The organism is Sutcliffiella halmapala (assembly GCF_050107295.1).
GTDB classification, from domain to species: domain Bacteria; phylum Bacillota; class Bacilli; order Bacillales; family Bacillaceae_I; genus Sutcliffiella_A; species Sutcliffiella_A halmapala_A.
The window spans coordinates 23,650-49,463 of record NZ_JBNIKR010000011.1; the positions used below are offsets into that span (position 1 = coordinate 23,650).

Genomic DNA, 25,814 nt, shown 5'->3' on the forward strand with positions numbered 1-25,814 from the left:
TATGCTTATGGAAGACAAAACGAATCAACAAAAGGGCAAAAATCAGACCAGAACAGGCATCTACCAAACCATGTGGAGATGGCATTTCTATGCTGGCATCATTTTTGCTCCTTTTTTAATTATCTTGGCATTCAGCGGCGGGGTCTATCTATTCAAGCCGCAAATAGAATCCTATCTTTATAAAGATCTTTATTTTGTGGAAGAGACAAGGGAAACAAGCCTTTCTGCCAATGGACAGTTGGAAAAGGTAAGAGAGGAATTTCCTGATGCAGTGGTCACAAGAATGTCCACTTTCGAGGAGGATGAGAGAAGTACAAAGTTTTCTACCATGCAAGATGGAGAGGCCATTAGTATCTTTGTAGACCCATATACAGGAAAGATCCTTGGGGAACTGCCGGTTGAGAAAGAGCTCATGACCATTTTTGTGAAATTGCATAGTGAGCTGCTGGTAGGAGGAACGATTGCCAATCGGTTGGTGGAGCTGGCTGCATGCTGGGCCATCATCCTGCTGCTCACAGGTTTATATGTATGGTGGCCGAGAAACCGTGCCTCCATCTGGGGAACGGTTCTCCCGAGATTAAGAAGCAAGGGAAGAGTTTTCTGGCGGGACATGCATGCAGTCCCGGCATTCTGGTTATCTCTTGGACTCATGGTTTTGATTCTGACAGGTCTCCCATGGTCTGGCGTAATGGGAGAACAGATCAACAGAGTGGCAACGGCTACCAATACAGGATATCCTGCATTTTCATTCAGTTTTGGTGAAAAGCCTGAATCGGTGACAGTAACGAAGGACGTAGCTGAGGAAGTGCCGTGGGCTGCGGAAAATATTCCCGTGCCAGCTTCCACCAGTAATCAGTATGTTCCCTTGACTTTAAATGAAGTTTGGTCAATTGCAGTAGACAGGGAAGTCCAAAAGCCGTATAACATTTCCATGCCTCAAGGAGAAAAAGGCGTATTCACCATTTCCACCTCCCACACCAAGCCATTTGATAATGCGACCCTGCATGTTGATCAATATAGTGGAGCGGTATTGACGGATGTACGATATGAGGACTATGGACTGATGGGAAAAGCGATCACGCTTGGTATTGCACTTCATGAAGGGAAATTATTCGGGTTGGCAAATCAACTGCTTGGTTTGATTCTTTGTATCGGCTTAATCGGAATGATGATCAGCTCCCTTATCATGTGGAGAAAAAGGAAGCCAGTAAATGGAAGTGGTGCACCAGGCAAACATGTGGACATTAAAATAAAAAGAGCGGTTACCATTATCATGCTGCTACTGGGACTTGTCATGCCGCTTGTTGGGATATCCATTATTGTGGTTCTCCTCTTGGATAAATTGGTGTTTACTAGAATAATAAGATTGAAAGAATGGTTAGGATAAGGAAGGCGTGAAAAAGATGAAAAAAATAGGAGCGGTATTGATTCCGATTCTTTTATTGATCGGTTGTACCAGTGCACCTGAAGAGAAAACAACCCTTGAAGTGGTAAAGGTGGAAACGGAACTTCCTGCTGACGTACAAATAGAGGAGGAAGTCGACATTCGAACCCATGTGACCCAGGGGGACAAAAATGTGGAGGATGCCAAGGAAGTGCAGATCGAGATCTGGAATGTGGAGCAAGGAAAAGAAAACAGTGAGCTTATCGATGCAGAACATAATGGTGATGGGATATACGTAGTGAAGCATTCTTTTGAAAAGAAGGGAATCTATCGGATTCAATCCCATGTAACAGCACGTGAAATGCATGTGATGCCCACCAAGCAATTGGTTGTAGGTGATTTAACCCAGGAGCAAATAGACGAGATTCTTGGAAGTGTAGAGAGCGCCGAGCAAGAAAGTGATCACGAAGGCAGTGGACATCATCATTAATTGTTTCTTGATTGTGGAAAAAAATAATCTGTTCAGTTACTTACAAATAAACAATTACTTATATGATAAAGCATTCCTATTTTATGAGGAATGCTTTTTTGTTGAATAGTAACAAGTTATTTATAAAAGTCAATATTTATTTATTGATAATCGATAAATAATGTATTATTATGTAATTGACCATAAGTAAAGACTAATAGAAGAACCATATAGGATTTTTAGAGAGGGTGGGATAAACAATGGATCATCAGATTGTTTTGAAAAAAGAAAAACCATGGTTCATAAGAGGGGTAACAAAGCTTGTTCACTTCGGTTGGCAGCAGGCACTATCCTGTTTGTTTCCTGTTGTTATTTTTGCCTCTTTGGCTATTACACAAGTCATTCCCCTACCCCTGCTGCCACGATATGACTGGCTGCTTATCATCTGCCTACTGATGCAGTGGTGGATGGTTCGTTCCGGACTTGAAACACGGGATGAACTAAAGGTTATCACCTTGTTTCATCTTATCGGTCTGGCGCTAGAACTATTCAAGGTACATATGGGTTCTTGGTCCTATCCGGATGAAGGATATTCGATAATATTTGGTGTGCCTTTGTATAGTGGGTTCATGTATGCAAGTGTTGCGAGTTATCTTTGTCAGGCGTGGAGAAGGCTCAATGTTGAGCTGGTGAAGTGGCCACCGTTTTTGGCTGTTGTACCGCTGGCTGCTGCGATTTATTTGAATTTTTTCACCCATCATTTTTGGCTGGATATTCGTTGGTGGCTTTCAGCACTTGTCATCATCGTCTTTTGGAAATCATGGGTCATTTACGAAATTAATGGAACTCCCTATCGTATGCCAATCGCATTTTCATTTGTTCTAATCGGATTTTTCATCTGGATCGCGGAAAATATTGCAACGTTCTTCGGGGCATGGGAATATCCAAACCAAACCGATGGATGGAGTCTCGTTCATTTAGGGAAGGTAAGTTCATGGCTCCTATTAGTGATTGTTAGTTTTCTGATTGTTGCATCGTTAAAGCAGGTTAAGAGAAAACTTCCGCAATAATAGATATTAATCATTGTTTCAAATTGTTGCATGTAAAAAGCAGTGCGATTTCAATCGTGAAATCCACGCTTTTTTTATTATTGTAATACTTTAAGTAAGATTGAGTTATCCTTTATATATCAAAAGGGAGGAAATGTTGATATATTAATAGGAGTATTCAACATGTAAAATATGTGGATAGTAATTAGTAATAAAAGCAACACGACTGTTGATAACTAAAGAGTGGAAGGAACTATATTAAAGTGAATAAATTAATAAAAGTGGTGAGCAATCATATTTTTTTGTATGCCTTATTAGGGCTTTGTTTTATTTCATCGGTTATATTTGTTAACCACAATCATTCATTTTATGACGAACCAATAGTAGAAGTAATTGAAACAGATTTAAAAGATAAAGAAGAAGTGGTTGATTCATTTAATAATAAGGATCTTCTAACTACACAGGGGATCATTGCTAAAGTGAAAAACGGGAATCATAAAGGGGAAATTATCCACTTAACAAATAAGTATTCTTTATCGGGGGCATATGACCAGGAACACCATGTCGGAAATGAACTGTTTGTTTCCATTGATGCAAACAAAGGAAAAAGTTCACAATTAATTGGAACAATCACAGGAGTCAAAAGAGATACCTACGTTTTGATTGTGGCATGGATTTTTGTCTTTGTTTTACTTATCGTTGGAAAGAGGCAAGGTTTTTTTTCCATCGTCAGTTTAGCGGTGAATGCAATTTTGATATCAGTTGTATTGGACATTTTTATGCATTCCTCAAATGTAAGTTTGTTATTTATATGTGGGATAAGTGTCATATTGTTTACGATAATATCCTTATTACTGGTGAACGGTTTTAATGAAAAAACATTTGCGGCGATTGTCTCGACGTTACTTGGAACCTTTTTTTCGCTAATGATCACCTTTTTTGTATTGTGGATGACGAATGAAAAAGGTCTCCGTTATGAAGAAATGCAATTTCTGACCAGCCCTCCTCAGATGGTATTTATGGCGGGATTATTGATAGGATCATTGGGGGCTGTTATGGATGTAGCCATTACCATGTCCTCTTCCATCTTTGGATTGTATGAAGAAAAGCGCGACATTTCAGTACAAGCACTCCAAGCTTCAGGCATGGAAATTGGGAAAGATATTATGGGTACGATGACAAATATTTTGTTTTTTGCCTATATAAGTGGTTCCATTCCAATGCTTATTTTGTATCTTATGAATGATTTTCCCTTTGGAATAACACTTTCTATCAACCTTTCATTGGAATTAGCCCGGGCCTTGGCCGGCGGAATCGGCATCGTTCTAACGATACCGATAGGACTATGCATATCTATTTTTTTTGTTAATCGAAAGAGGGCACGATTATGAATGTACTACTCATACTGGCAGCTATTTTATTCCTATTAATGGTACTCATCGGTGGAAGAAAAGGAGTACGGTCTTTTATAGCGTTAATACTAAATTTTGGTGTTCTCTTTTTTACTATACTTTTTATGACAGATCCCAATGCAGATCCGATTATATTAACATTGATTGCTTCGGCTGTGATTAGTTGTATTACGCTGTTTTTCATTAATGAAGTGAACCTTAAAACGAAAGCGGCTTTCCTGTCGACGATTATCACGATTGTCATTTTGCTATTATTTATCGTCATTGTGGCAGATAAGTCAATGATCCAGGGATTTGGAAAAGAAGAAATTGAAGAAATCAGCATGTTCTCCATGTATCTTGGAGTGGATTTTGTGAAAATCGGAGCATCCATGATTATTATGAGTACGATAGGTGCGATTACGGATGTAGCCATTTCCGTTGCATCGCCCATGCGTGAAATATTTTTTCATAATCCATCCATCAGTCGGAAAGCCTTATTCAGATCTGGGTTAAGTATAGGGAAGGACATCCTGGGAACCAATACGAATACGCTATTCTTTGCCTTCTTTGGAGGCTATATCGGTTTGTTTTTATGGTTAAAGGAATTATCATATTCAATTGGTGAAATCGTAAATTCCAAAGTGTTCAGTGTGGAGATAATCACAATACTCTGTGCCGGTATCGGTATTGCACTGATTATACCGATTACTTCCTGGATCACAGCGTACTTTTTAGTGAGAAGAAGAGAGCATAACGGGTCCTTAAATAGTCAATAGAATAATTATACAATTTGAAAAGAAGTGAGTTTATCTTTAAGAAGGTAAGCTCTTTTTTATGATTTGAAGAAAAAAGTCACAAACTATGATGCCTATAAAGTATAATTGTGGAAGAATTACAAATTTTCATTCTGTTCTATCTTAACAGTTATGAAATGGAATAATAATGAGAAAGGTACGAAGATGAGTATAATAAAAGATTTCTTGCTGCAACTGACGCTGATGGTAATACCTATATTTGTTTACTTTACATTTATTACGGAGAAGGTAAAGAGCGATAGAAATAAAACCGCTCTAATGACCGTTTTATGGGGGGTATCCATCATATTATGTATGTCCTTTCCATTGAGTTTTGGTCAGGATGCCCGTTTGGATTTAAGATTTATTCCATTATTATTTGCAACTTTATATCTCGGAGTTCGACCAGGAATCTTTCTTTCAATACTGGTTATCCTTTATCGCCTTTACTCAGGTATCAGCATCGGAGTTTATACTACTGTTCTTGTACTATTATTATCACTGCCAGTCATATTGTTCTTCCAAAAATCATTTGCAAGTTCCAATAAATATAAGAGGATTAAAATTGCGGTTGGCCTAGCATTTTACTATTGTCTGGTAGGTCTTACTTCCTTTGGTATTCTAAATGGCTTTTCAATAGATGTTGTGAAGGTGCAGTTTATTCACCTTATCTTTGTAGTGGCAGTAACATGTTTCTTCACGATGTTAATGGAAACTATCAGGGAGATCCACCAGCTGCGTTCAGAACTGCTAAATTCGGAAAAGTTGCGGGTGGTCAGTGAGTTGTCAAGCGTCTTCGCCCATGAAATCAGAAACCCAATGCAGGTAACCAGGGGATTTCTACAGCTTCTGAACGATCCAGAATTACCTAAAAGCAAGAAGGATTATATTAAAATTTCCATTGAAGAGCTAGATCGTGCCAATGAGATAATTGATGATTTTCTTATGTTCGGAAAACCAACTGTAATAAATAACATTAAAGTTAACGTTGGATACCAGCTGGAGCGAGTCATTAATATCATTAAAGGGTATAGCCTGAGTCATCAAGTTGAGATTAAAACGGAAATCCATGAGAATTGCTGGATAGATGCAAATCCTCAAAAACTCAATCAATCCTTGATCAATATCATGAAAAATGCGGTAGAGTCTATGCCCGAAGGTGGAACAGTCTGGGCTACATGTACTTCAACGGCTGATGGGAATATAAGGATTATTATCAAGGACCAAGGAATCGGTATGACCAAAAAGCAATTGGATAGACTTGGATCTCCATTTTATTCACTAAAGGAAAATGGAACCGGTTTAGGAATGATGGTTAGTTTTCAGATAATACGTTCATTTAAAGGCAGTATTAATGTGAAAAGTGAAAAAGGTATAGGTACAGAATTTATAATCCTGTTACCGCAAATTTCCCAAACAAAAGGGCTGTCCTGAAGACTCCAAGAAGTCTTTAGGGTGGCCTTTTTTGAAAAAATATTGTATTCAGAATAATCCTTTGAAATAATTGGTAAAGAGAGACAAAGGGGAAAGTTGATGAAGGTCATTGGGTCATTTATAGTATCAGTTGTTATTTTATTTGTTGGTTTTTATGCATCAGTCATGACACTGTTGTCCACAGGGAAGGAGCAGTATGGTTTAGTAGTAGCTGCTTTTGTACTTATGCTATTGGTATTTGCCAATCTGCTTGTCTGGGACCTGTTTTCAAAAAAAGCAATAAGGTATAGCTTTATAGGTTTATTAAGCTGTTTTATTTTGTTTGTCGTCTTCGTAAATGTGAAGGCTTGGCACCTAAAATCCTTGCAGGTTATGAGTACACAGGATGTAGACCTCTCTGTTTATGAGCCTTTTGCAAAGAATTCTTTGGTTGCCACATTGGATAAAACTGCTACGTTGAAGTTAGAGGAACCGCTATTAAAACTTGACGGGTCGACTGCATTGTATCCGGTATTTTCAGCCTTCGCTCAAGCAGTATATCCGGAAGGATCTTATGATTCCGCTAGGAGTGAGGTGCAATCAACGCAAACGTCAGGGGCTTGGGCGAACCTACTGAAGGAAGAAAGTGACATTATCTTTGCACCAGAGCCACCGATTACTATTCAAGATCTTGCAAAATCCAAAGAAATTGAGTTGAAATTAACACCAATAGGAAAAGAAGCATTCGTCTTTTTTGTACATAAGGATAATCCAGTAAGCGATTTAACTTTAGAGCAAGTTCAAAATATATATGCTGGGGAAATTAAAAATTGGAAAGAACTTGGCGGGAAAGATGAGCCCATATTGGCTTTTCAGCGACCCGAAGACAGCGGAAGTCAACAAATGCTTATGAAAGTGATGGGAACAAAGAGATTGATGGAAGCACCCAAAGATCAAAAGGTAACGGGAATGGGAGGCATCATCGAAGAAACCTTGGACTATGAAAATAGGAAAAACGCAATCGGTTTCTCGTTTCGCTTCTTCTCGGAAACGATGGTGCAACATAACAAGATCAAACATCTAGCGATTAATGGAGTGTCTCCATCAATCAAATCCATTCAACAAGATACCTATCCTTTTGTGAGTCCATTTTATGCTGTACACCTTTCGACAGCAACCAATCCAAACCTCGTTCCATTTTTAGAATGGATGAAGTCTGAAGAGGGACAGACCTTGGTGGAGAAGTCAGGGTATGTGCCGTATTACAAGTAGATTTGAGACAGATCTTCTGGAGTAATGAGTATATTATTTAAAAGGAGAACCAATTTATGAAAGCGATTAATTGCTTGGAAGAATATAAGAAAAATAACCTGGAAATTCCCTCTAAAAATAATGAAGACATGTTGATTGAGGCCTTTGAGATAGTTCAACTGGAATTAGTCTATTCAAATTATTCCATTGAAAGCGTTCGTTTGGCACATGAGATCTTTGGATATTTAGGTGATAGAGGGTTACAGTTGAGAGTGGATATGATGAGAAAGTATTTGGAAAAGAGTGATCCGGAATTGTTAACTGATTGCTTCTGGGCTAATTGGGAGTTGGTTGACAACTTGGCTCTTCTAAAGAATTATGAAGAAATGATAGATGAGCAGCGTGCATTTTTAGAATGGGCAAAAGAAAATCTCGGACCTGACTATTGGATTAAAGTGATGTATGACAGTACACAGGCCATAGGATGGTTTCACGAGAACAAAACAGATGAATGGTTTAAGATTTATCAAGGATTATTGACCCAAATTTCCCCTTCAGAAACTAATCGTCATTCTAGGATTCTCCTTGTTGAAACTGCTGCGGGGCTACGTGCATACCAACTCAAAGATTATGATCATGCACTTAAGGAAATTCAGAAGTATCACGATATCCTAACTGAGGATGAAATGTGGTCGGACTATGCCAAGTTCTATTTCCGTTATGTTACATACTTGTTGGAAACATATGTAGGTAAAAAGGAAATGGATAAATACGATAAATTAATCAGTGAAGTAGTCTTGATGATAGAAAATCAATTCGACCAAAATGAAAAGGGGTTGAGTGATAATATCGATGAGGTCTGTGATATGGCACATGATATTGGTACATGTTTAATGTGGGAAAAGAGATACAAAAAAGCAATAAAGCTATTCGAAAAAGCCATTGAATATCAAGGAACCGGTGTCACTCATTTCTTTTATGCCATTTGTATATGGACCCTGGATAAAGACAGAGAACGAACATTACACCACATTAGTATGGCAGAAAACCAAATAAATGGAAATGGTGGTTTGCGCTCAAGGTACATATATATGTTCTTGGAGCAGCCAGAGTTTTTGGATGTCCGGGAAGATGAAGAGTTTTTATCGGTTTTCAAGCCTATACCGATTGGATTAGATTACTGAAATAAAGGGGAGGCAAGATGGTCGGAACAGAGAACTACTTAGTTACAATTTAAACAACAAAGGAGATAGCTTAATGAAACGGCTAATGATTCTTACTGTAGGAAAAACACATAGTGGGAAAACCACGTTTGCCAGTTTGCTAGAAAAAGAGCTGAACAACTCAATCGTAGTGGATCAGGATAATCACGCAGCTTTTATCAACACATATTACAGGTACCTGCAGCCTAAACAAGGACCGAATACCCTGAAACACGCTATTTCACGGCTTATTGTCGATTATGCTAAAGAGCATACAGATTCCCACTTGATCATTTGCAATTCCAACCGGTATAAAAAAGGTAGAGAATATCTTCTGAATGAGCTATTCCCACCGGATGAGTTCGTGCGCATCCTCGTTCATTTTGATATTCCTGATCATGTATTACAGGCGCGAGTTTCGCAAACTGTGCGGAATACGAATATTTTCAGAAGTGCATCCACCTTTGAAGAAGTTCTAAAACGTCAGCAGAATGAAGTGGTGACAGACCCTATTGAACGAGAGTCAGATCATTTATTCGTGATCAGGGACATTGAAGAAATTACGAGTGTTATTCAAAAGATTGTAGAAATTTCGCACAAAAAATAGGGAGGTTATCATGAAATTTTATGTTGCATCAAGCTTTAATAATATCGATCAAGTACGTTACGTTTGCAGAAAATTAAAAAGCTTGGGCCATATCCATACATACGATTGGACACAAAACGAAAGAGCGTCAACACTGGATGATTTGAAAAGGATCGGGCAGCTGGAAAAGGATGCAGTTGCAGAAGCGGATCTTGTATTGGTAATACTGCCAGGGGGAAAAGGGAGCCACATTGAACTGGGGATTGCTCTTGGTCTCAATAAGAAAATCATCCTCTATTCTCCTGATCAGACCATCTACAACTTTGCCACTACGAGTACCTTCTACCATCTGCCAGAGGTTGAAAAGTTTATTGGAACATTGGATGAGTTGGTGGATATCTTTCATCCATATGTGCGGAAATCTTAAAATGTATTAGTTCGAAAGGGAATCATAAGAACGGCGATATGTTAGTTTGTTATAATGAAATGAGAATGAAAGAAAGGAAGTGCAAGCTATGGATTTAGAATCAGTCATGCAGGAGCTTGAAGCCCTCGGCAAGGAACGTTCTAAAAAAATGTACATATCTAATGGCGCAAAAGAACCGCTTTTTGGAGTGGCTACAGGAGCTATGAAACCAATTGCAAAGAAAATCAAAATCAATCAGGGTCTTGCTGAAGAACTTTATGCCACAGGTAATTATGATGCCATGTATTTTGCAGGCATTATTGCGGATCCCAAGGGAATGTCTGAGTCGGATTATAATCGTTGGATGGATGGAGCATATTTCTATATGCTGTCCGATTATGTTGTGGCGGTTACTCTGGCAGAATCCGATATTGCACAGGACGTTGCTGATAAATGGATTGCAAGCGGTGAAGAGCTGAGAATGTCAGCGGGCTGGAGCTGCTATTGCTGGCTTTTAGGGAATCGGAAAGACAAAGAATTTTCCGAAAAGAAGATTTCTGAAATGCTTGATTTGGTGAAAAATACGATACATGATTCACCGGAACGAACGAAATCCGCCATGAATAATTTTCTATATACAGTTGGGATTTCTTTTAAGCCCCTCAATGAAAAGGCAATTGAGACTGCGGAGGCAGTTGGTATAGTAGAAGTGAAACGGGACATGAAGAAAAGCAGTTTCCTTAATGCATATGAGAGTATCCAAAAGGAAATGGATAGAGGGAAACTTGGTTTCAAACGGAAATATGTAAGGTGTTAGAGATGGCGATTGGGGTGTTAATCCATAAAGGATTAGTGCTCCTTTTTTGTTGGTGAATTCATAATAAAAAAGGTTCTATTCTGTTTTATTTTCTGAATATTATTGTAATTAATATATAAAAAGTGTAAAATTACACATATATGATAAAAAGGAGCTATAGAATAAATAATGAACCAGACAGATGTCATTAACTTAATTTCTAATAAACTAAAACTTATTCGTATTGAATATGACTACACCCAAGATAAAATGGCAGAAATTCTGGGTGTTTCCAAGAAAACGTTGGTGCAGATCGAAAAAGGCAGAAATTCCGCAAGCTGGACGGTGACGGTAGCAGCCAGCGCGCTGTTTAGAGAAAGTGAGATTCTCACATCTATTCTTGGAGCTGATCCGTTGGAAGTCATTGAAACCCTTGCGCATGAAAAGATAGATAGTCCAAAAGATAAAACAATGGGAGGTAAGGTATGGTGGAAAGAAGTCAGAGTAATGGGGAAATTCCGCCTTCAGCAAAATGTCATAAGTCAACACTACCGAATTCTGGATGATCTTGATTTTCGATGGTACAGCTCATTTAATGTGGAAGATGCCATACAGAAAATAAACGAATTATCCAAAGACAAGAAAGGAGATTAGACTGATGGAAATAAATATTGTCCTCCTGATAGTCGTTCTATGCCCTGTTTTTTTGTTAGCCTGCTACTTATCTGAAAGGCTTGATCTTCAATAGAATTGACTTCAAATAACTCTAACTAATAGGAGTGTAGCATGAATAGAAAAGTATTAGCTGTCTGTATCACACTTTCCATGGTAATTGTACCTATAGGATCCTTTTACTTGTATGTACTTTCTGGTGAGAAGACAAGATATGAAGCAACACTTTCTTACTTGAAGGAAGATAGGGGGTATAAACAAAACGAGATAAAAAGTGTTGAAGTGGAGTATAGCATAATGAGCGTACTCTTTTTCTATCATCCATGGGCCATTAACGTTGTATATGAGGACGAACCGTCCGCTATCTATTCCTATCATTATGAGGACGGGATAATGTCACAAAGCGGTCTTTCAGGAAGTACTCCAGATGAATTGTACCAACATCTTGAAGACGCGCCTCCGGATATTAAGAAAAATAAAAACTGAAAGTTCGGATAGAATTGGGTGTAGTGCTGCGGGAGTTAATAAAGACTGGTAATTTAACGGGAGTGAAATAGATGATAGATTTGAGTAGCAAACCACATATCGAGGGAGAGAAAGTTATCCTGCGACCTTTTCTGGATGAGGATCTTCCTTTTATAGAGGAGTGTCTGAAGGATCCGGAGGTTATCAAACTGACAGGAAGCACCGATGATTACGATGAGGATGCGGTTGTTAAATGGTACAAGACAAGGAATGAGCAGAAGGACCGCCTGGATCTTGCGATTGTGGATCAGGGTTTGAATGTTGTGGTTGGAGAGGTTGTGGCCAATCTTTATCAGGAAGAAAAGCAAAGTATGAACTTTCGGATACTGATTGGACCAAGGGGAAGAGACCGTGGCTTAGGAACGGAAGCAACTATACTATTCATAGATCATCTTTTCCAAAATACGAAATTGAATCATCTGACTCTCAGCGTATATGATTTCAATCCGAGAGCAAAAAAGGTATATGAAAAGGTTGGCTTTACCGTTGAAAGCATCGACAAGCACGAATTGGAATATGAGGGTGGACGGATCGACTCCATCAATATGATAATGAAAAGAGATAACTGGCTGAAAAGTAGAAAAGAGGATTTATAAGATGAATTTGCACATTACGAAGGAAACAGACGACAAGAAGAAACGCCATGTAAATAAGATGCTGTATGAATATAACCTAAAGCATTTTCCGGAGGATTTGAGAGGAAGATACCAGGAAATCAACCTATACCTCATGGACGAAGAAGATAACGTCAGAGGCGGGCTATTGGGAGAGATCTGCTGGAATTGGCTCGAAATTCATATTCTGATGGTAGATGAAGACTTGCGCAAGGATGGCTACGGATCGAAACTAATGCAGGAAGCAGAGGAGATTGCTGTTGAAAACAAATGCGACTTCATTAAAGTGGATACACTTAGCTTCCAAGCTTTGGACTTCTACAAGAAGCACGGCTATGAAGTTTATGGGGTACTCGACCAGGTTGGCAGGGACCATGAGCATTATTTTTTGAGGAAGGTACTATAATTAACCGCCAAGGTTGCTATATCTTAGACGGTCTTTTTCTTGAATTTGTAGTGCTAGAAAATAAATTCGGTCAAAATGTGGTATAAGGAATATTTTTTACCCAAAAAAGTGCAAGCAGAGGGGGAAAGCCCGGTAATCTGCTTGCTTTTTTAGATAGTGCTACTTCTAAAAGAGGAAACTTGATGATTTCGGCCTTTCAATTAAAACCGGAAAAAGAGATATGCTCAAAAAATAAGATTTGTGATGAAAAATCCCCGTCTTTTGCGGAAAAATCTTCATGATTTGCACAAAAATACATGTTTGCGGTGAAAAAATCCAGTAATATGCACAAACCGCATAAAATGACAGGTTCCGACATAACAAAGAAGACTGGATTGTGTGCTACATAGCCATCTCGCCATTGTCGTAGTTGATCTGCCAATGAATTCCGAATTTATCAGTCACTTGCCCATAAAGCTTGCTCCAGAAGGTTTCCTGCAGTTCCATTTCGACAGTACCGCCATCTTTTAATTGTTCATACCAGGATTTTAAATCTTCCATATTTTTACTGATTAAAGCAAGGGTTACGTTGTTGCCCGCCACAAAATGCTGCCCAGGGAACGTATCGGAGAACATGACATTGCTTCCGTCGATGTTTAGACGAGTATGCATTACCAATTCTTTTGCTTCCTCTGGAAGTGGGTACTCCGGATTTTGTGGTGAATCACCAAAAGTCATGATTCTAGGATTTTCTGTTTGAAAAACCTTTGCGTAAAATTCAACCGCTTCCCGGCAATTGCCATTGAAAACTAGATATACATCTACAGACATTCTTTCACTCCTCTTCATAGATTAAGTACAAATCTATTTTATCCGAAAATTCACATGAAAGACAATTTAATATGGGAGGAGAAAGTTGTATGGTGAAATAGCTGTTCTTCGGGCAATGATTCCGGTCCTTTCATAGGAATATCGGAGATTCTTATTTTCGGATAAATTGATCATTTTTCATCAATGATATCTAACCGCAGCTGGTACTGGGAATTATGCTACGGCTGCCGCTGCCAGTCAAAGAAGTGATTTAATATTGAACTATGAGCGTTATCGCTTGAAATTGCACAGTATGCGAAGGACACTGTCTATTTAAAGATTGAAAATGAATGGTTTGAGCAGCCCCCCTGGTACCATGGATAAAGAGAAATTGGCACAGCAAAAAAAGCAAAATTAATACAAGAAAAGGTAAGCGATATGCTTACCTAAAAAAATTTAAGACCCGTCCAAATGACGAGTCTTTGGTTTTTATAGTATGCAAAAAGTTATTTCTCCTTCAGCTCCAACCCATACTCTTTTCCTTTTTGTACATATGTATCAATCGATAGCTGAATCAGCTCCACATCCTTGTCGGTGATTTCACGAATGACTTTGCCTGGAGAACCGACAACCAGTGAACGGGGAGGGATCTTTTTTCCTGATGGGATCAGAGTGTTCGCACCTATAATGCTCTCTTCCCCAATTTCTGCTCCATCCAAGATGGTAGCCCCCATCCCGACAATACATCTTTTCTGCACGGTACATCCATGCAGGATGGCATTATGCCCCACTGTCACCTCGTCCTCAATCACAAGAGGAAATCCTTCATAAAGATGAGCTGTCACGTTATCCTGGATGCTGCATTTCTTTCCGATGGTGATTGGTCCTTCATCCCCACGCAGTACCGCATTAAACCATACGGTCGACTCCTCGCCAATGGTAACATCCCCTATAATATGTGCCCCCGGTGCCACAAACACAGATGAATCCACATTTGGCTCCTTCCCACCATATCGATATAGCATAAACATCTTACCCCTTTCAATTCGAAAATAGCTTTGTTCCTGAACAAGCTGTATTGTCTAAATATTAAAATTAGTATAACATTATTTTTACGAGGGGTGAAAGAATAGATGAATAAATTAATATACATATTGAATATACAACTACCAATCATTCAAGGGGGGATGGGGAATATCAGCAATGCCCCGCTTGCTGCCGCTGTGTCGAATGCGGGAGGACTGGGAACAATCGGTGCCGGAACGATGCCGCCTGATGAAGTGGAAAAGATAATACTCGAAACAAAGCAGCTTACCAACAAGCCTTTTGCTATCAATGTTGCACTTTCTGTGTCCCCCTATACAAAAGAAATACTGGGGTTGATCATCAAGCATGGCGTCCAGGCGGTCTCGCTTTCTGCCGGTAATCCTGCTCCTTTTATTCCAAAATTGAAGGAGCATGGTGTAAAGGTCATTTGTGTAGTGGCTTCCTCTAAGCAGGCAGTGAAAGCTGAAAATGCAGGAGCGGATGTTATAGTAGCAGAGGGTTATGAAGCGGCAGGCATCAATTCGAATCTGGAAACGACCACGTTCACCCTGATTCCGCAAATCGCTTCAAAGGTCACCGTCCCGATTGCAGCTGCTGGTGGGATTGGTGACGGAAAAGGTCTTGCGGCCGCACTTGCACTCGGAGCATCTGGCGTCCAAATGGGAACGAGACTGATTGCTACAAAGGAAGCTCCTTTTCACGAAGAATATAAGAATGCACTCCTTGCTGCGGATGATGGGGGAACAGTCATTGTAGGCCGTTCTGTGGAGAGGGTAAGAAGGGTATTGAAAACTCCCTATTCGGACTACTTGTTAGAAAAAGAGGCAATCGGGATAACACTAGAGGACTTCAACGGCTTGACCACAGAGGAGCATCACAAGCTTGGGGCTATTCTAGGAAAACTAGACAAAGGGTTTATCAATGGCGGCCAGATTTCAAGCATCATTTCAGATATTCCAAGTGTTGAAGATCTTTTTACTAGTATGATGAAGGGCGCGAAGAAAGAATTAAAACGAGCGAGTAACCTATTATAATGCACCCCATCTTCGGCCCACGAAAATTTGAAAGACGTTGTAGATTGAAGTGGAAGGCACGAAGAATCCGGTTGGAGGAGAGGGATATTGAAGACCTCATAGGCGCTTGCGCCGAGAAGGCTTCTGGCTGCATATGAAGGACCTTTTACCTCGCTTGCATGGCGAAAAGGTCCTTCATTCCGCATATGATAACCTTTTACCTCGCTCAAGCGGCGAAAAGGTTTTTCACCCCGCTTAGGGGGCATTCTAAAACCTATAACTAAAGAACCTCTTCATTAGAAGAAGGTTCATTTAACTTTAATTATATTCAATCTGAATTGAGTTAATCTTAGACTTCCCCTAATTTGGAAGTCTATTTTAATAGGTTAAAAAAAGGTTTTTTTGACATAAAGGGCGTATTTATCTTAAAATAATAAAATATATAAAATTTTTAGAATATATTGACATCGAGAAAAATGGAGTGTTAATATAACGTTGAAAAAACGAATCTCTGTTTTTGCATGATAGAAATACATAATCTGTCAGTGCTTCGTTTTTCAGGGTTTACAGCTTGTTACTTTTTGCAAGCTTTAAAATATTATTAGGGGGATATCTATGAAAAAGTTTCGTTTTAAATCAGCATTGGCATTAACTGCAAGCTTCATGTTATTGGCTGGGTGCGGGTCAAATTCCACAAGCACAGGCGATAAGGAAAAGAAACAGGTAGTCATCGGTGTAACTCAGATTGTGGAACATCCTTCCTTGGATGCTGCTTTTGCTGGGTTTAAGAGAGCACTTGAAGAAAACGGATACAAAGAAGGCGAGAATGTAAAGTATGATGTTCAAATTGCACAAGGGGAAATGAGCAACAGCCAAACGATTGCAGGTAATTTCGTTGCAGATGAAGTGGATCTGATTTTTGCAAACTCCACTCCTAGTGCGCAAAGTGCGCTTCAGGCAACAAAAGACATTCCAATCGTCTTCACATCTGTAACTGATCCTGTTGGCGCTGAATTGGTAGAATCCTTTGACAAGCCAGGCGACAACATTACGGGAACTTCCGATACTCATCCGGATGCGCTTTCCAGTACAGTTGATTTTATGACTGGTGAAATCGGAGCGAAATCCATTGGGGTACTTTACAATGCCGGAGAACAAAACTCTGTTGTACAAGTAGAAGCTTTGAAAGAACTAGTGGAAGCAAAGGGTGCGAAATTGGTGGAAGCATCCGTTTCCAACTCTGCTGAGGTTAAGCAGGCCACTGAATCCTTCATCGGACGTGTAGATGCCATCTATATCCCAACTGATAATACAGTTGTAACTGCATTCCAGACTGTAGTTGGTGTGGCAAATGACGAGCAGATTCCATTGTTTGCAGGTGAGCTTGATTCCATGAAGCTTGGAGCTGTTGCTGCTAGTGGATTCAGCTATGAGGATCTTGGCTATGAAACAGGCCTGATGGCTGTGAAGATTCTGAAAGGCGAGAAGAAAGCGTCTGAAATCCCTGTATCCTACCCGCAAAACCTGAAGCTTGTCATCAATACACAAGCTGCAGAAGCACAAGGTGTGGAAGTGAAGGATGCTTGGACGGAAATCGCCGAATTCTTTGACGGCAAGTAATCTTTAAGACAACAAGGAGATGATTCTAACATGATTACAGCACTTTTTGGTTCAGTCGAATTAGGAATCATCTACGCAATCATGGCCCTAGGGGTATATTTATCCTTTAGGGTCCTTGATTTTCCGGACCTTACCGTAGATGGTAGCTTTGTAACAGGGGCAGCGGTTGCTGCAACCATGATTGTAAACGGGTCTAACCCGATATTGGCTACGGTCGTAGCGATGGCTGCCGGTTTTGTGGCAGGTTGTATCACCGGGGCCTTACATACTTTTGGAAGAATTAATGCTTTGTTGTCAGGAATTCTGATGATGATTGCCTTGTATTCCATCAATCTAAGAATCATGGGCAGGTCGAACGTTCCCATGCTGAATACGGAGACTTTTTTTACGAAGCTTCGTACATGGTGGGAGGGAACAGGCATTGACCCACTCATCAATAATGCTTTTGCCTCCGTCGGGTTAGGGGAGTTTGTTCCAAGAACCTGGGGTGTCATCTTTGTCATGATCATCGTAACGCTCGCAATCAAATTCATTACGGATTGGTTCCTGAAGACGGAAATTGGACTTGCCATTAGAGCAACCGGTGACAATAAGAGGATGATTCGCAGCTTTTCAGCAAATACAAATGGCCTTGTGATCCTGGGCCTTGGGGTGTCGAACGCAATGGTCGCATTCTCTGGCGCGCTGATTGCCCAGCATGGCGGATTTGCAGATGTGGGAATGGGCATCGGGATGATCATTATCGGTCTTGCCTCCGTCATCATTGGAGAAGCCCTTTTCGGAACAAAAACAATTGCAAGAACTACTCTTGCTGTAATCGGTGGAGCAATCATCTATCGGATCGTGGTAACACTTGCTCTACGTGTAGATTTTCTTGAAACGGGAGATATGAAAATTATCACAGCCACTATTGTTATCATAGCGCTTGTTGCACCTAAAATAATGGATGCCTATAAGGAAAGAAAGCGGAAGCGGCAAAAAATGCTAAAGCTGCAAACTTTGAATGCTACCAGAGGAAAGGGTGATGAGCGTGCTTCACTTAACTCAGATTAACAAAGTGTTCAATGAGGGTACTTTGGATGAGAAAAATGCTTTGGATCATGTGAATCTTTCCTTGAATAAAGGCGATTTTGTCACCATCATCGGAAGTAACGGTGCTGGAAAGTCAACCCTGATGAACATGATTTCAGGAGTGTTGACGCCTGACACAGGAACAGTCGAGATTAATGGAAAAAATGTCACCTTCATGTCTGAGCATAAACGCGCAAGATATATCGGCAGAGTGTTTCAGGATCCGATGGCAGGAACTGCACCATCGATGACAATCGAGGAAAATCTGGCAATGGCCTATTCGCGAAATAGAACACGCACCTTTAGGCGTGGAGTTTCCGGGCAAAGAAGAACGTACTTTAAAGAAGTACTTGAAACGCTCCATCTAGGATTGGAAAACCGTTTAACAGCTAAGGTCGGTCTGTTATCAGGAGGAGAAAGACAAGCGCTCTCCCTGCTGATGGCGACTTTCACTGAGCCTTCGATCCTCCTGCTTGATGAGCATACTGCTGCGCTCGATCCGTCCCGTGCAGAGCTTATCACGAACATCACAAAGGAGATTGTCGCTGAAAAAGGGCTGACGACACTTATGGTGACGCATAATATGCAGCAGGCACTAGATCTTGGAAACCGCCTGATCATGATGGATAAGGGACAGATCATCCTTGAAGTCGGAGAGGAAGAAAAGAAAACATTGACCATCGAACGACTGCTTCAGGAGTTCCAAAGAATACGCGGCGAGCAGATGGCTAATGACCGTGCTCTGTTGAGTTGAGGCTAGACAAAAATTAAGAATCCGCCGGGGCACATTATGTGTTCCGGTTTTTTCGTCTGGTAAGGATAAGGAGGAGCAGGCATTCTAATGCTCAATTATCAAAATGAAGTGATTATTTACAAAATTTCTACAATTCATTGACGGTTTATTTAACGAAATGTTATTATAGCGTTGAATAAACGTTATACGTTTTGGGGTGAAGAAGTTGAAGCCTGGTTTAAAGGAAGGCACTCAAAAGAGTCTGACAGTAAAAGTTACACCCTCCATGTTTGCGCAATTCGAAGGGAAAGTGGTTCACCCCGTCTATTCCACGGCTACCATGGTCTATCATATGGAATGGGTATCGCGTCAAATCATTCTACCCTTTTTGGAAGACGGGGAAGAGGGGATGGGAGCTGAGGTTTCCGTAAAGCACCTCTCACCTGCAATCGAAGGGACAGAATTGGTTTTGGAGGCAAAAGTGATCAGCGTGAACCGGAATAGTATTCTGACAGAAGTCACCGTTAAAGCGGAGGAAAGACTTGTTGGATCAGGTGAAGTTAGGCAGGCTGTACTGTCAAAAAGTAAGATAAATAGAATAATAGGGCAAGACTAAGCAAGAATATTAGATAAAAAGGGTGATCGTGTTGACAAATTTGAAAACGCTTACTTCTGAAGTGGGGGGAATGGATATGTTCGACAAAATCCAGAATCATCAGCAGGTGGTCTTCTGTAATGATCCTGATACAGGTTTAAAAGCAATTATCGCCATACATAACACAACACTGGGACCAGCTCTCGGAGGATGTCGCATGCAGCCTTATCAATCTGTTGACGCGGCACTTTTTGATGTATTACGCCTTTCTAAAGGGATGACATATAAATGTGCAGCTGCTGATGTGGATTTTGGCGGAGGGAAGGCGGTCATCATCGGGGATCCCAATAAGGATAAATCCCCTGAGCTATTCCGTGCATTCGGACAGTTTGTCGAGTCGCTAAATGGCCGCTTCTATACTGGGACCGATATGGGAACGTCCCCTGAGGATTTTGTTCATTCTTTAAAAGAAACAAACTGCATTGTCGGGGTGGATGAAGTATACGGTGGTAGCGGCGATTCATCGGTACCGACAGCTCAAGGCGTCATTTATGGAATTGAAGCAACCAACCTGACAGTATGGGGCTCCAAAAATCTATACGGCAAAAGCTATGCAATCCAGGGGCTTGGGAAAGTCGGCGCAAAAGTGGCGGAACAGCTTCTACATGCAGGTGCTGACCTTTATGTTTCGGATATCAATGAGTATGCCATCAATCAATTGGTAACTAAAGCAAAAGAGATTGGAGCAGGAATCAAAGTGGTAGGCGGAGATGAAATATATTCAGTGGAAGCGGATGTCTTCGTTCCGTGTGCGCTTGGCGGCATCATCAATGATCATACAGTGGAACAATTGAAAGTGAAGGCGGTAGTCGGTTCTGCGAACAATCAGCTGATTGAGAACCATCATGGTGCGATGCTACAGGAAAAAGGGATTCTCTATGCGCCTGATTATATTGTAAACGCCGGTGGACTCATCCAAGTGGCTGATGAGCTATATGAGCCTAATAAAGAAAGAGTTCTGAGAAAAACGAAAGCCATCTATAATTCATTGATGGATGTATATAAAGAGGCAGAAAAAATGAATATCACGACAGTGGAAGCTGCCAATAATTTCTGTGAACAGCGCCTGGCGGACCGTACCCGTCGAAACAGCTTTTTCACCCATTCAAAACGTCCTAAATGGTCTGTGCGAGTTTAATAGATGGAGGGAAATGGAATGGAGAATCAGTTTCCGATAAAAGTATTGATGGATGAAAACGGAAATCTTACAGACGAGAAATACTCATCAAAAATAACTAAAGAATTGACAGAAACCTTTTATAAAAATATGCTGCGGATCCGAACATTTGATAAAAAGGCGATCAGCCTTCAGCGACAGGGAAGAATTGGAACATATGCCCCATTTGAGGGGCAGGAAGCCTCCCAGGTTGGAAGTGCTCTTGCTTTAAAAGAGGACGATTGGCTGTTTCCATCTTACCGTGACCATGGAGCAACAATGACATTCGGGCATTCGTTGCGAAATATCCTGCTCTTTTGGAATGGCAGAAATGAAGGATGTGTTCCTGCAGAAGGCAAAAAGGTATTTCCGCCGGGAATCCCTATTGCCACTCAGCTCCCACATGCAGTTGGAGCGGCATACGCAGAAAAAAGAAAAGGAACAAAGAATGCAAGTATCGTATATTTTGGTGACGGCGCGACATCGGAGGGTGACTTTCACGAAGGCTTGAATTTTGCAAGCATTCTCCAGGCTCCGGTTGTCTTTTTTAACCAGAACAATGGATACGCCATTTCTGTTCCCATGTCCAAACAGATGAAAACCGCAACTATTGCCCAGAAAGCCTTGGCTTATGACATGCCTGGCTATCGGATCGACGGCAATGATATTTTTGCGGTATATTTCCATACACTGGAAGCATTGGAGCGGGCACGAAACGGAGAAGGACCTACTCTGATTGAGGCGGTTACCTGGAGGTACGGTGCCCACACCACTGCTGATGATCCTACCAAATATAGAAACCAGGAGGAAAGTGAAGAAAGAAGAGGGAAGAAAGATCCCATACTTCGTTTGGAACGATACATGAAAAATAACGGCTGGTTCAATGAGGAAGAGAAATCCGTATGGCTTGACGAAATTTCAGAGGAAATAGATAGCGCAATAGCAGAAATGGAACGCTTCCCTAAAGCGGATCCTGCTGACATGTTCAATCATGTCTTTGAAAAGCCAACCTGGGGAATACAGCAGCAAAAACAAGACCTTCTTCAAGTGTTAAGGGGTGAATCCAGATGAAAACGGCAATTAAAACGAATACCTTGACAATGGTCCAGGCAATTACAGACGGATTGGATACCATGTTGGGAACGGATGAGAACGTTGTGCTGATGGGTGAGGATATCGGCGTCAACGGAGGGGTGTTCCGGGCAACAGAAGGACTGCAGGCAAAATATGGGGACGACCGCGTGATTGATACCCCATTGAGTGAAGCGGGATTTGTTGGTGCTGCGATTGGTATGGCTATCAATGGTTTCAGGCCAGTTGTGGAAATACAGTTTCTTGGGTTCATCTATCCTGCCTATGAACAGATTATGACCCATGCCTCGAGACTCCGCGCTAGAACCATGGGGCATTATACTGTACCGATGGTAATACGGGCCCCCTATGGTGCAGGAGTAAGAGCTCCCGAAATACATTCTGACTCAACGGAAGCACTTTTTACACACATGCCCGGAATCAAAGTGGTTTGCCCATCCAATCCATATGATGCAAAAGGTCTTTTGATCTCTGCAATTGAAGACCCTGACCCGGTCCTTTTTTTGGAGCCTATGCGCTGCTATCGTTCGCAAAGAGAGGAAATCCCGGAAGGAAAGTATACAGTGGAGATTGGAAAAGGCAAGGTCTGCAAGGAAGGCGACGATGTTACTGTCATTGCCTGGGGTGCCATGATCCCTGTTGCCATGCAGGCAGCTAAAGAAATGGAACAAAAGGGAGTCGGTTGTGAGGTAATTGATCTTCGAAGCCTATACCCGATTGATAAGGATATCATTTCCGAGTCCGTCCAGAAAACGGGGAGGACTGTCATCATTCATGAAGCACATGCTGCTACAAGTGTCAGCGGGGACGTGATGGCCATCATCAACGAAACATCCTTCCTGTATCAAAAGGCTCCAGTTGAGCGGGTAACAGGGTTTGATGTACCGGTACCTTATTTCGGTTTTGAGGATTATTATTTGCCTACAAGCAAACGGGTTGTGGCAGCCATAGAAAAAGTGATGAAGTTTTAGGCCTTGGAGGTGCAGTGATGATAGAAGTGAAGCTACATGATATAGGCGAGGGTATGACCCAGGCAGATGTGTTGGCACTCTTCGTCCAACCGGGAGACCGGGTGAACCCTGATGAGCCATTGGTTGAGGTTCAGACTGATAAGATGACAGCGGAAATTCCTGCTCCCTATGCCGGGGTGATCAAAGAAGTGAAGGTGGAGGTCGGCCAGACGATTTCAGTGGGAACGACGATTTTTCTTCTTGAAAGAGTGGCTCATGAAAGTGAAGCGGAGGTTGCATCTGCAGTGGAGGCCCCATCGGTGACAGAAACCAAATACCATGCAAAAGAATCAACGGTACTTGCAGTCCCAACAGAAAAGGAAAAGTCCAAGGGCAGACGTACGATGGCATCCCCTTATACTAGAAAGCTTGCCAGGGAACATGGGGTAGACATTGAAATGGTCACAGGTTCTGGGCCTGCGGGGAGAATAACGGATGAAGATGTACTAAACTTCGGATCAGAGAATAAATTCCAACAAGAATTGCCTCTGAAGTCAATGAAGCAGAAAACGGAGGAAAAAAATCTACCAGAAGCCAAATCTACGGCCATTCCTTTTAAAGGAAGAAGAAAACAGATTGCGGCAAAAATGTCACAATCCCTTTTAACCATCCCTCATTGCACCCACTTTGAAGAGGTGGATGTAACGAACATATTGGAAATGCGTGAGTTTTGGAAAAAACGCACTGTTAGTGTTTCTGCGACGGCACTATTTGTGAAGGGCATCAGCATTTCCTTAAAGGACTACCCTATTTTCAACGCACGTCTGAATGAGGAAAAAGCCCTTATTGAACTGCACGAGGAGCATCATATTGGAGTGGCCATCGATACTGAAGAAGGCTTGATTGTACCTGTTGTGCGAAATGTGGAAAAGAAGTCGTTGCTAGCCATTCATAATGAGCTGAAGGAGCTTACTGTAAAAGCACAGGAAAACAGGCTTACCATTGGCGAAATGACAGGGAGCACATTCACGATAAGCAATGTCGGTCCTTTAGGGGGAAGCATCGGGGCAACACCGATCATCAATCAACCTGAGGTGGGCTTGATTTCCTTCCATAAAACGAAAAAGAGGCCAGTAGTAAATGACCAGGATGAGATCGTCATCAGATCGATGATGAACATTTCCATGAGCTTTGACCATCGTGTGGCAGATGGTGCTACCGCAGTAGCTTTCACAAACAGACTGACAGAATTGCTGGAAGAGCCAAAACTATTATTGCTGGAGTTGGTCTAATATGGTAGTAGGAGAACTGACACAGGAACGCGACCTTGTCATCATTGGTGCCGGGCCAGGGGGATATCATGCCGCCATTCGTGCAGCACAGTTAGGCTTGCAGGTTACCCTGATCGAAAAAGGTGAATTGGGTGGCTTGTGCCTGAATGAAGGATGTATCCCGTCCAAGGTACATACAGCAGCGGCACAAAACCTGCATCGCTTGACTGGCATGAAAAGCATGGGTATCCAAGCCAATAATGCTACTTTCGATATGGCTACCTTGCAGGAGTATAAGAATGTCACGATCAAGCAGTTGAAGCAGGGAATTGAAGCGCTCTGTAAAGCAAATAAAATTGAAGTTTTAAAAGGCGAAGCGATGTTTCTTTCTCCTGACAAAATAGGAGTGGAAAACGGACATCAGTATGATACCTACTCTTTTAAGCATGCAATTATAGCTACCGGAAGAGAAAAAAAACCGCTTTTAAACGTGGAAGGAAACTACTTAACTATAACAACGTTATGGAAACTAGATGAAGTTCCTCCTTCATTACTTATTTATGGGAATGATGATTTTACGTTGGAAGCTGCGATGTGCTTCAGCAAACTGGGGTCGGAAGTGATCATGATCTTTTCTGAAAATGAAACGGAATTCACATTTGATGAATCGATCAATAAAGAGCTCATGCGGCAATGCAAAAAACATAAAATCAAACTGATAAAAGATGTCAAAGTTAAGAGCATCAATCATTTCGATCAAAGCTGGGAAATGGAAATACAAGATGCGGAAGGAAAATCGCAGACCCTGAAGAGTACACATTTATATGTTGCATCTCAGCCGGGAGGAACATTGGATGGATTGGGTGTAACTAGAGCAGGTATCCTATTGCATGATAGCGGGGCTGTAAAAGTGAACCAAACCTGCCAGACATCGGTTGACCACATTTATGCAATCGGAGATATCACAGAAGGACCTGCGCTTGCTGTGAAAGCGATCAAACAAGCAAAAGTTGCAGCAGAAAGCATCGCTGGCTTCCAATCAGAGGTAGACTTAACATTCATTCCCAGAGTTCTTCATACGATTCCTCCCATCGCATCGGTCGGTTATACCGAAAAACAGGCAAAAGACGCAGGCTATGAAATTTCAACCGGGGAATCATCCTTTAGGACCAACGGGTATGCATCCATCCTGGGACAGAAGGATGGCCTGATCAAAACAATCAGTGAAGCGGGGACTGAGCTTATTCTTGGCGTCCATATGATGGGAGAGGGCGCAATCGAACTCATTTCTTCAGGGATTGTGGCACTCGAAATGATAGGAAGGGAAGAAGATATGCTTTTCCCATTGTTTCCACATCCGAGTCTTAATGAAAATTTCCTCGAGTCACTTGAGGATCTATCTAACAAAGCAATACACAAAGCGCCGTCAGTCAAGAATAGCAAGGTCACGGTGTAA

General features: G+C 41.4%; 27 protein-coding genes and 1 pseudogene. 26 read left to right on the top strand and 2 right to left on the bottom strand.

The features are described 5' to 3' along the window. The first annotated feature begins 7 nt into the window (after positions 1–7). From ACQCT5_RS17240 to ACQCT5_RS17310, 15 genes are all read left to right on the top strand, one after another. Positions 8–1,387 carry a PepSY-associated TM helix domain-containing protein gene (locus ACQCT5_RS17240; RefSeq protein ID WP_499643524.1) on the top strand — a complete coding sequence of 460 codons (1,380 nt, stop codon included), beginning with the start codon at positions 8–10 and terminating at the stop codon, positions 1,385–1,387. Positions 1,388–1,403: 16 nt separating this feature from the next. Beyond that, on the top strand, positions 1,404–1,874 hold the full coding sequence (locus tag ACQCT5_RS17245; RefSeq protein ID WP_499643526.1) for a FixH family protein: 471 nt from the start codon (positions 1,404–1,406) through the stop codon (positions 1,872–1,874). A gap of 239 nt (positions 1,875–2,113) precedes the next feature. Further along, on the top strand, positions 2,114–2,923 hold the full coding sequence (locus tag ACQCT5_RS17250) for a DUF817 domain-containing protein (RefSeq protein WP_499643528.1): 810 nt from the start codon (positions 2,114–2,116) through the stop codon (positions 2,921–2,923). Positions 2,924–3,165: 242 nt separating this feature from the next. Then, on the top strand, positions 3,166–4,293 hold the full coding sequence (locus ACQCT5_RS17255; protein WP_499643530.1) for a YibE/F family protein: 1,128 nt from the start codon (positions 3,166–3,168) through the stop codon (positions 4,291–4,293). Next, a complete protein-coding gene (locus ACQCT5_RS17260) occupies positions 4,290–5,072 on the top strand; it encodes a YibE/F family protein (protein ID WP_499643532.1) in 783 nt (260 codons plus the stop codon). Before ACQCT5_RS17255 ends, ACQCT5_RS17260 begins: the two co-directional genes overlap by 4 nt. Before the next feature lie 183 nt (positions 5,073–5,255). Further along, positions 5,256–6,524 carry an ATP-binding protein gene (locus ACQCT5_RS17265; RefSeq protein ID WP_499643534.1) on the top strand — a complete coding sequence of 423 codons (1,269 nt, stop codon included), beginning with the start codon at positions 5,256–5,258 and terminating at the stop codon, positions 6,522–6,524. A gap of 99 nt (positions 6,525–6,623) precedes the next feature. Continuing rightward, positions 6,624–7,775 (top strand): PstS family phosphate ABC transporter substrate-binding protein, encoded by a 1,152-nt coding sequence (locus tag ACQCT5_RS17270; protein WP_499643536.1) that lies wholly within the window; start codon positions 6,624–6,626, stop codon positions 7,773–7,775. 56 nt (positions 7,776–7,831) lie between these two features. Continuing rightward, positions 7,832–8,938: a hypothetical protein gene (locus ACQCT5_RS17275; RefSeq protein WP_499643538.1), complete on the top strand. Its 1,107-nt coding sequence runs from the start codon at positions 7,832–7,834 to the stop codon at positions 8,936–8,938. Positions 8,939–9,011: 73 nt separating this feature from the next. Next, complete coding sequence (locus ACQCT5_RS17280) at positions 9,012–9,563, top strand: AAA family ATPase (protein ID WP_499643540.1); 552 nt, start codon at positions 9,012–9,014, stop codon at positions 9,561–9,563. A 10-nt stretch (positions 9,564–9,573) separates the two neighbouring features. Further along, a complete protein-coding gene (locus tag ACQCT5_RS17285) occupies positions 9,574–9,969 on the top strand; it encodes a nucleoside 2-deoxyribosyltransferase (protein ID WP_499643542.1) in 396 nt (131 codons plus the stop codon). An 88-nt stretch (positions 9,970–10,057) separates the two neighbouring features. Then, a complete protein-coding gene (locus tag ACQCT5_RS17290) occupies positions 10,058–10,765 on the top strand; it encodes a DNA alkylation repair protein (RefSeq protein ID WP_499643544.1) in 708 nt (235 codons plus the stop codon). Positions 10,766–10,933: 168 nt separating this feature from the next. Then, complete coding sequence (locus ACQCT5_RS17295; protein ID WP_499643546.1) at positions 10,934–11,398, top strand: helix-turn-helix transcriptional regulator; 465 nt, start codon at positions 10,934–10,936, stop codon at positions 11,396–11,398. A 132-nt stretch (positions 11,399–11,530) separates the two neighbouring features. Continuing rightward, entirely contained in the window at positions 11,531–11,902 is a 372-nt protein-coding gene (locus ACQCT5_RS17300; RefSeq protein ID WP_499643548.1) for a DUF3139 domain-containing protein, read from the top strand. Between the two features lie 71 nt (positions 11,903–11,973). Beyond that, complete coding sequence (locus ACQCT5_RS17305) at positions 11,974–12,537, top strand: GNAT family N-acetyltransferase (protein ID WP_499643550.1); 564 nt, start codon at positions 11,974–11,976, stop codon at positions 12,535–12,537. A gap of 1 nt (position 12,538) precedes the next feature. After that, the gene (locus tag ACQCT5_RS17310; RefSeq protein ID WP_499643553.1) at positions 12,539–12,961 is read left to right on the top strand and encodes a GNAT family N-acetyltransferase; all 423 of its coding nucleotides are present in this window, start codon (positions 12,539–12,541) and stop codon (positions 12,959–12,961) included. A gap of 381 nt (positions 12,962–13,342) precedes the next feature. On the opposite strand, the gene ACQCT5_RS17315 is transcribed toward ACQCT5_RS17310, so the two are convergent. Further along, positions 13,343–13,771, bottom strand: coding sequence for a VOC family protein (locus ACQCT5_RS17315; protein WP_499643555.1), 429 nt, complete (start codon positions 13,769–13,771; stop codon positions 13,343–13,345). Positions 13,772–13,925: 154 nt separating this feature from the next. Here ACQCT5_RS17315 and ACQCT5_RS17320 point away from each other — a divergent pair. Next, positions 13,926–14,168 (top strand): annotated as a pseudogene (locus ACQCT5_RS17320) (DUF3231 family protein); the annotation flags it as partial. 88 nt (positions 14,169–14,256) lie between these two features. On the opposite strand, the gene ACQCT5_RS17325 reads toward ACQCT5_RS17320, so the two are convergent. Beyond that, positions 14,257–14,775, bottom strand: a complete 519-nt coding sequence (locus tag ACQCT5_RS17325; RefSeq protein WP_499643557.1) for a gamma carbonic anhydrase family protein — start codon at positions 14,773–14,775, stop codon at positions 14,257–14,259. Positions 14,776–14,883: 108 nt separating this feature from the next. Between ACQCT5_RS17325 and ACQCT5_RS17330 the strand changes: the two genes are divergently transcribed. The 10 genes from ACQCT5_RS17330 to ACQCT5_RS17375 all read left to right on the top strand — a co-directional run bounded on the left by ACQCT5_RS17330 (position 14,884) and on the right by ACQCT5_RS17375 (position 25,814). Further along, positions 14,884–15,831 carry an NAD(P)H-dependent flavin oxidoreductase gene (locus ACQCT5_RS17330; RefSeq protein ID WP_499643559.1) on the top strand — a complete coding sequence of 316 codons (948 nt, stop codon included), beginning with the start codon at positions 14,884–14,886 and terminating at the stop codon, positions 15,829–15,831. A gap of 594 nt (positions 15,832–16,425) precedes the next feature. Next, positions 16,426–17,430 carry an ABC transporter substrate-binding protein gene (locus tag ACQCT5_RS17335; RefSeq protein ID WP_499643561.1) on the top strand — a complete coding sequence of 335 codons (1,005 nt, stop codon included), beginning with the start codon at positions 16,426–16,428 and terminating at the stop codon, positions 17,428–17,430. Between the two features lie 30 nt (positions 17,431–17,460). Further along, complete coding sequence (locus tag ACQCT5_RS17340) at positions 17,461–18,483, top strand: ABC transporter permease (protein ID WP_499643563.1); 1,023 nt, start codon at positions 17,461–17,463, stop codon at positions 18,481–18,483. Continuing rightward, on the top strand, positions 18,461–19,255 hold the full coding sequence (locus tag ACQCT5_RS17345) for an ABC transporter ATP-binding protein (protein WP_499643565.1): 795 nt from the start codon (positions 18,461–18,463) through the stop codon (positions 19,253–19,255). The genes ACQCT5_RS17340 and ACQCT5_RS17345 overlap by 23 nt, the downstream gene beginning before the upstream one ends. Before the next feature lie 205 nt (positions 19,256–19,460). Beyond that, on the top strand, positions 19,461–19,850 hold the full coding sequence (locus ACQCT5_RS17350) for a thioesterase family protein (protein ID WP_499643567.1): 390 nt from the start codon (positions 19,461–19,463) through the stop codon (positions 19,848–19,850). 70 nt (positions 19,851–19,920) lie between these two features. Further along, entirely contained in the window at positions 19,921–21,027 is a 1,107-nt protein-coding gene (locus ACQCT5_RS17355) for a Leu/Phe/Val dehydrogenase (protein ID WP_499643783.1), read from the top strand. Positions 21,028–21,045: 18 nt separating this feature from the next. Beyond that, entirely contained in the window at positions 21,046–22,116 is a 1,071-nt protein-coding gene (pdhA, locus tag ACQCT5_RS17360; protein ID WP_499643569.1) for a pyruvate dehydrogenase (acetyl-transferring) E1 component subunit alpha, read from the top strand. Continuing rightward, the gene (locus ACQCT5_RS17365) at positions 22,113–23,108 is read left to right on the top strand and encodes an alpha-ketoacid dehydrogenase subunit beta (protein WP_499643571.1); all 996 of its coding nucleotides are present in this window, start codon (positions 22,113–22,115) and stop codon (positions 23,106–23,108) included. Before pdhA ends, ACQCT5_RS17365 begins: the two co-directional genes overlap by 4 nt. A 17-nt stretch (positions 23,109–23,125) precedes the next feature. Then, on the top strand, positions 23,126–24,379 hold the full coding sequence (locus tag ACQCT5_RS17370) for a dihydrolipoamide acetyltransferase family protein (RefSeq protein ID WP_499643573.1): 1,254 nt from the start codon (positions 23,126–23,128) through the stop codon (positions 24,377–24,379). A 1-nt stretch (position 24,380) separates the two neighbouring features. Beyond that, on the top strand, positions 24,381–25,814 hold the full coding sequence (locus tag ACQCT5_RS17375) for a dihydrolipoyl dehydrogenase family protein (RefSeq protein ID WP_499643575.1): 1,434 nt from the start codon (positions 24,381–24,383) through the stop codon (positions 25,812–25,814).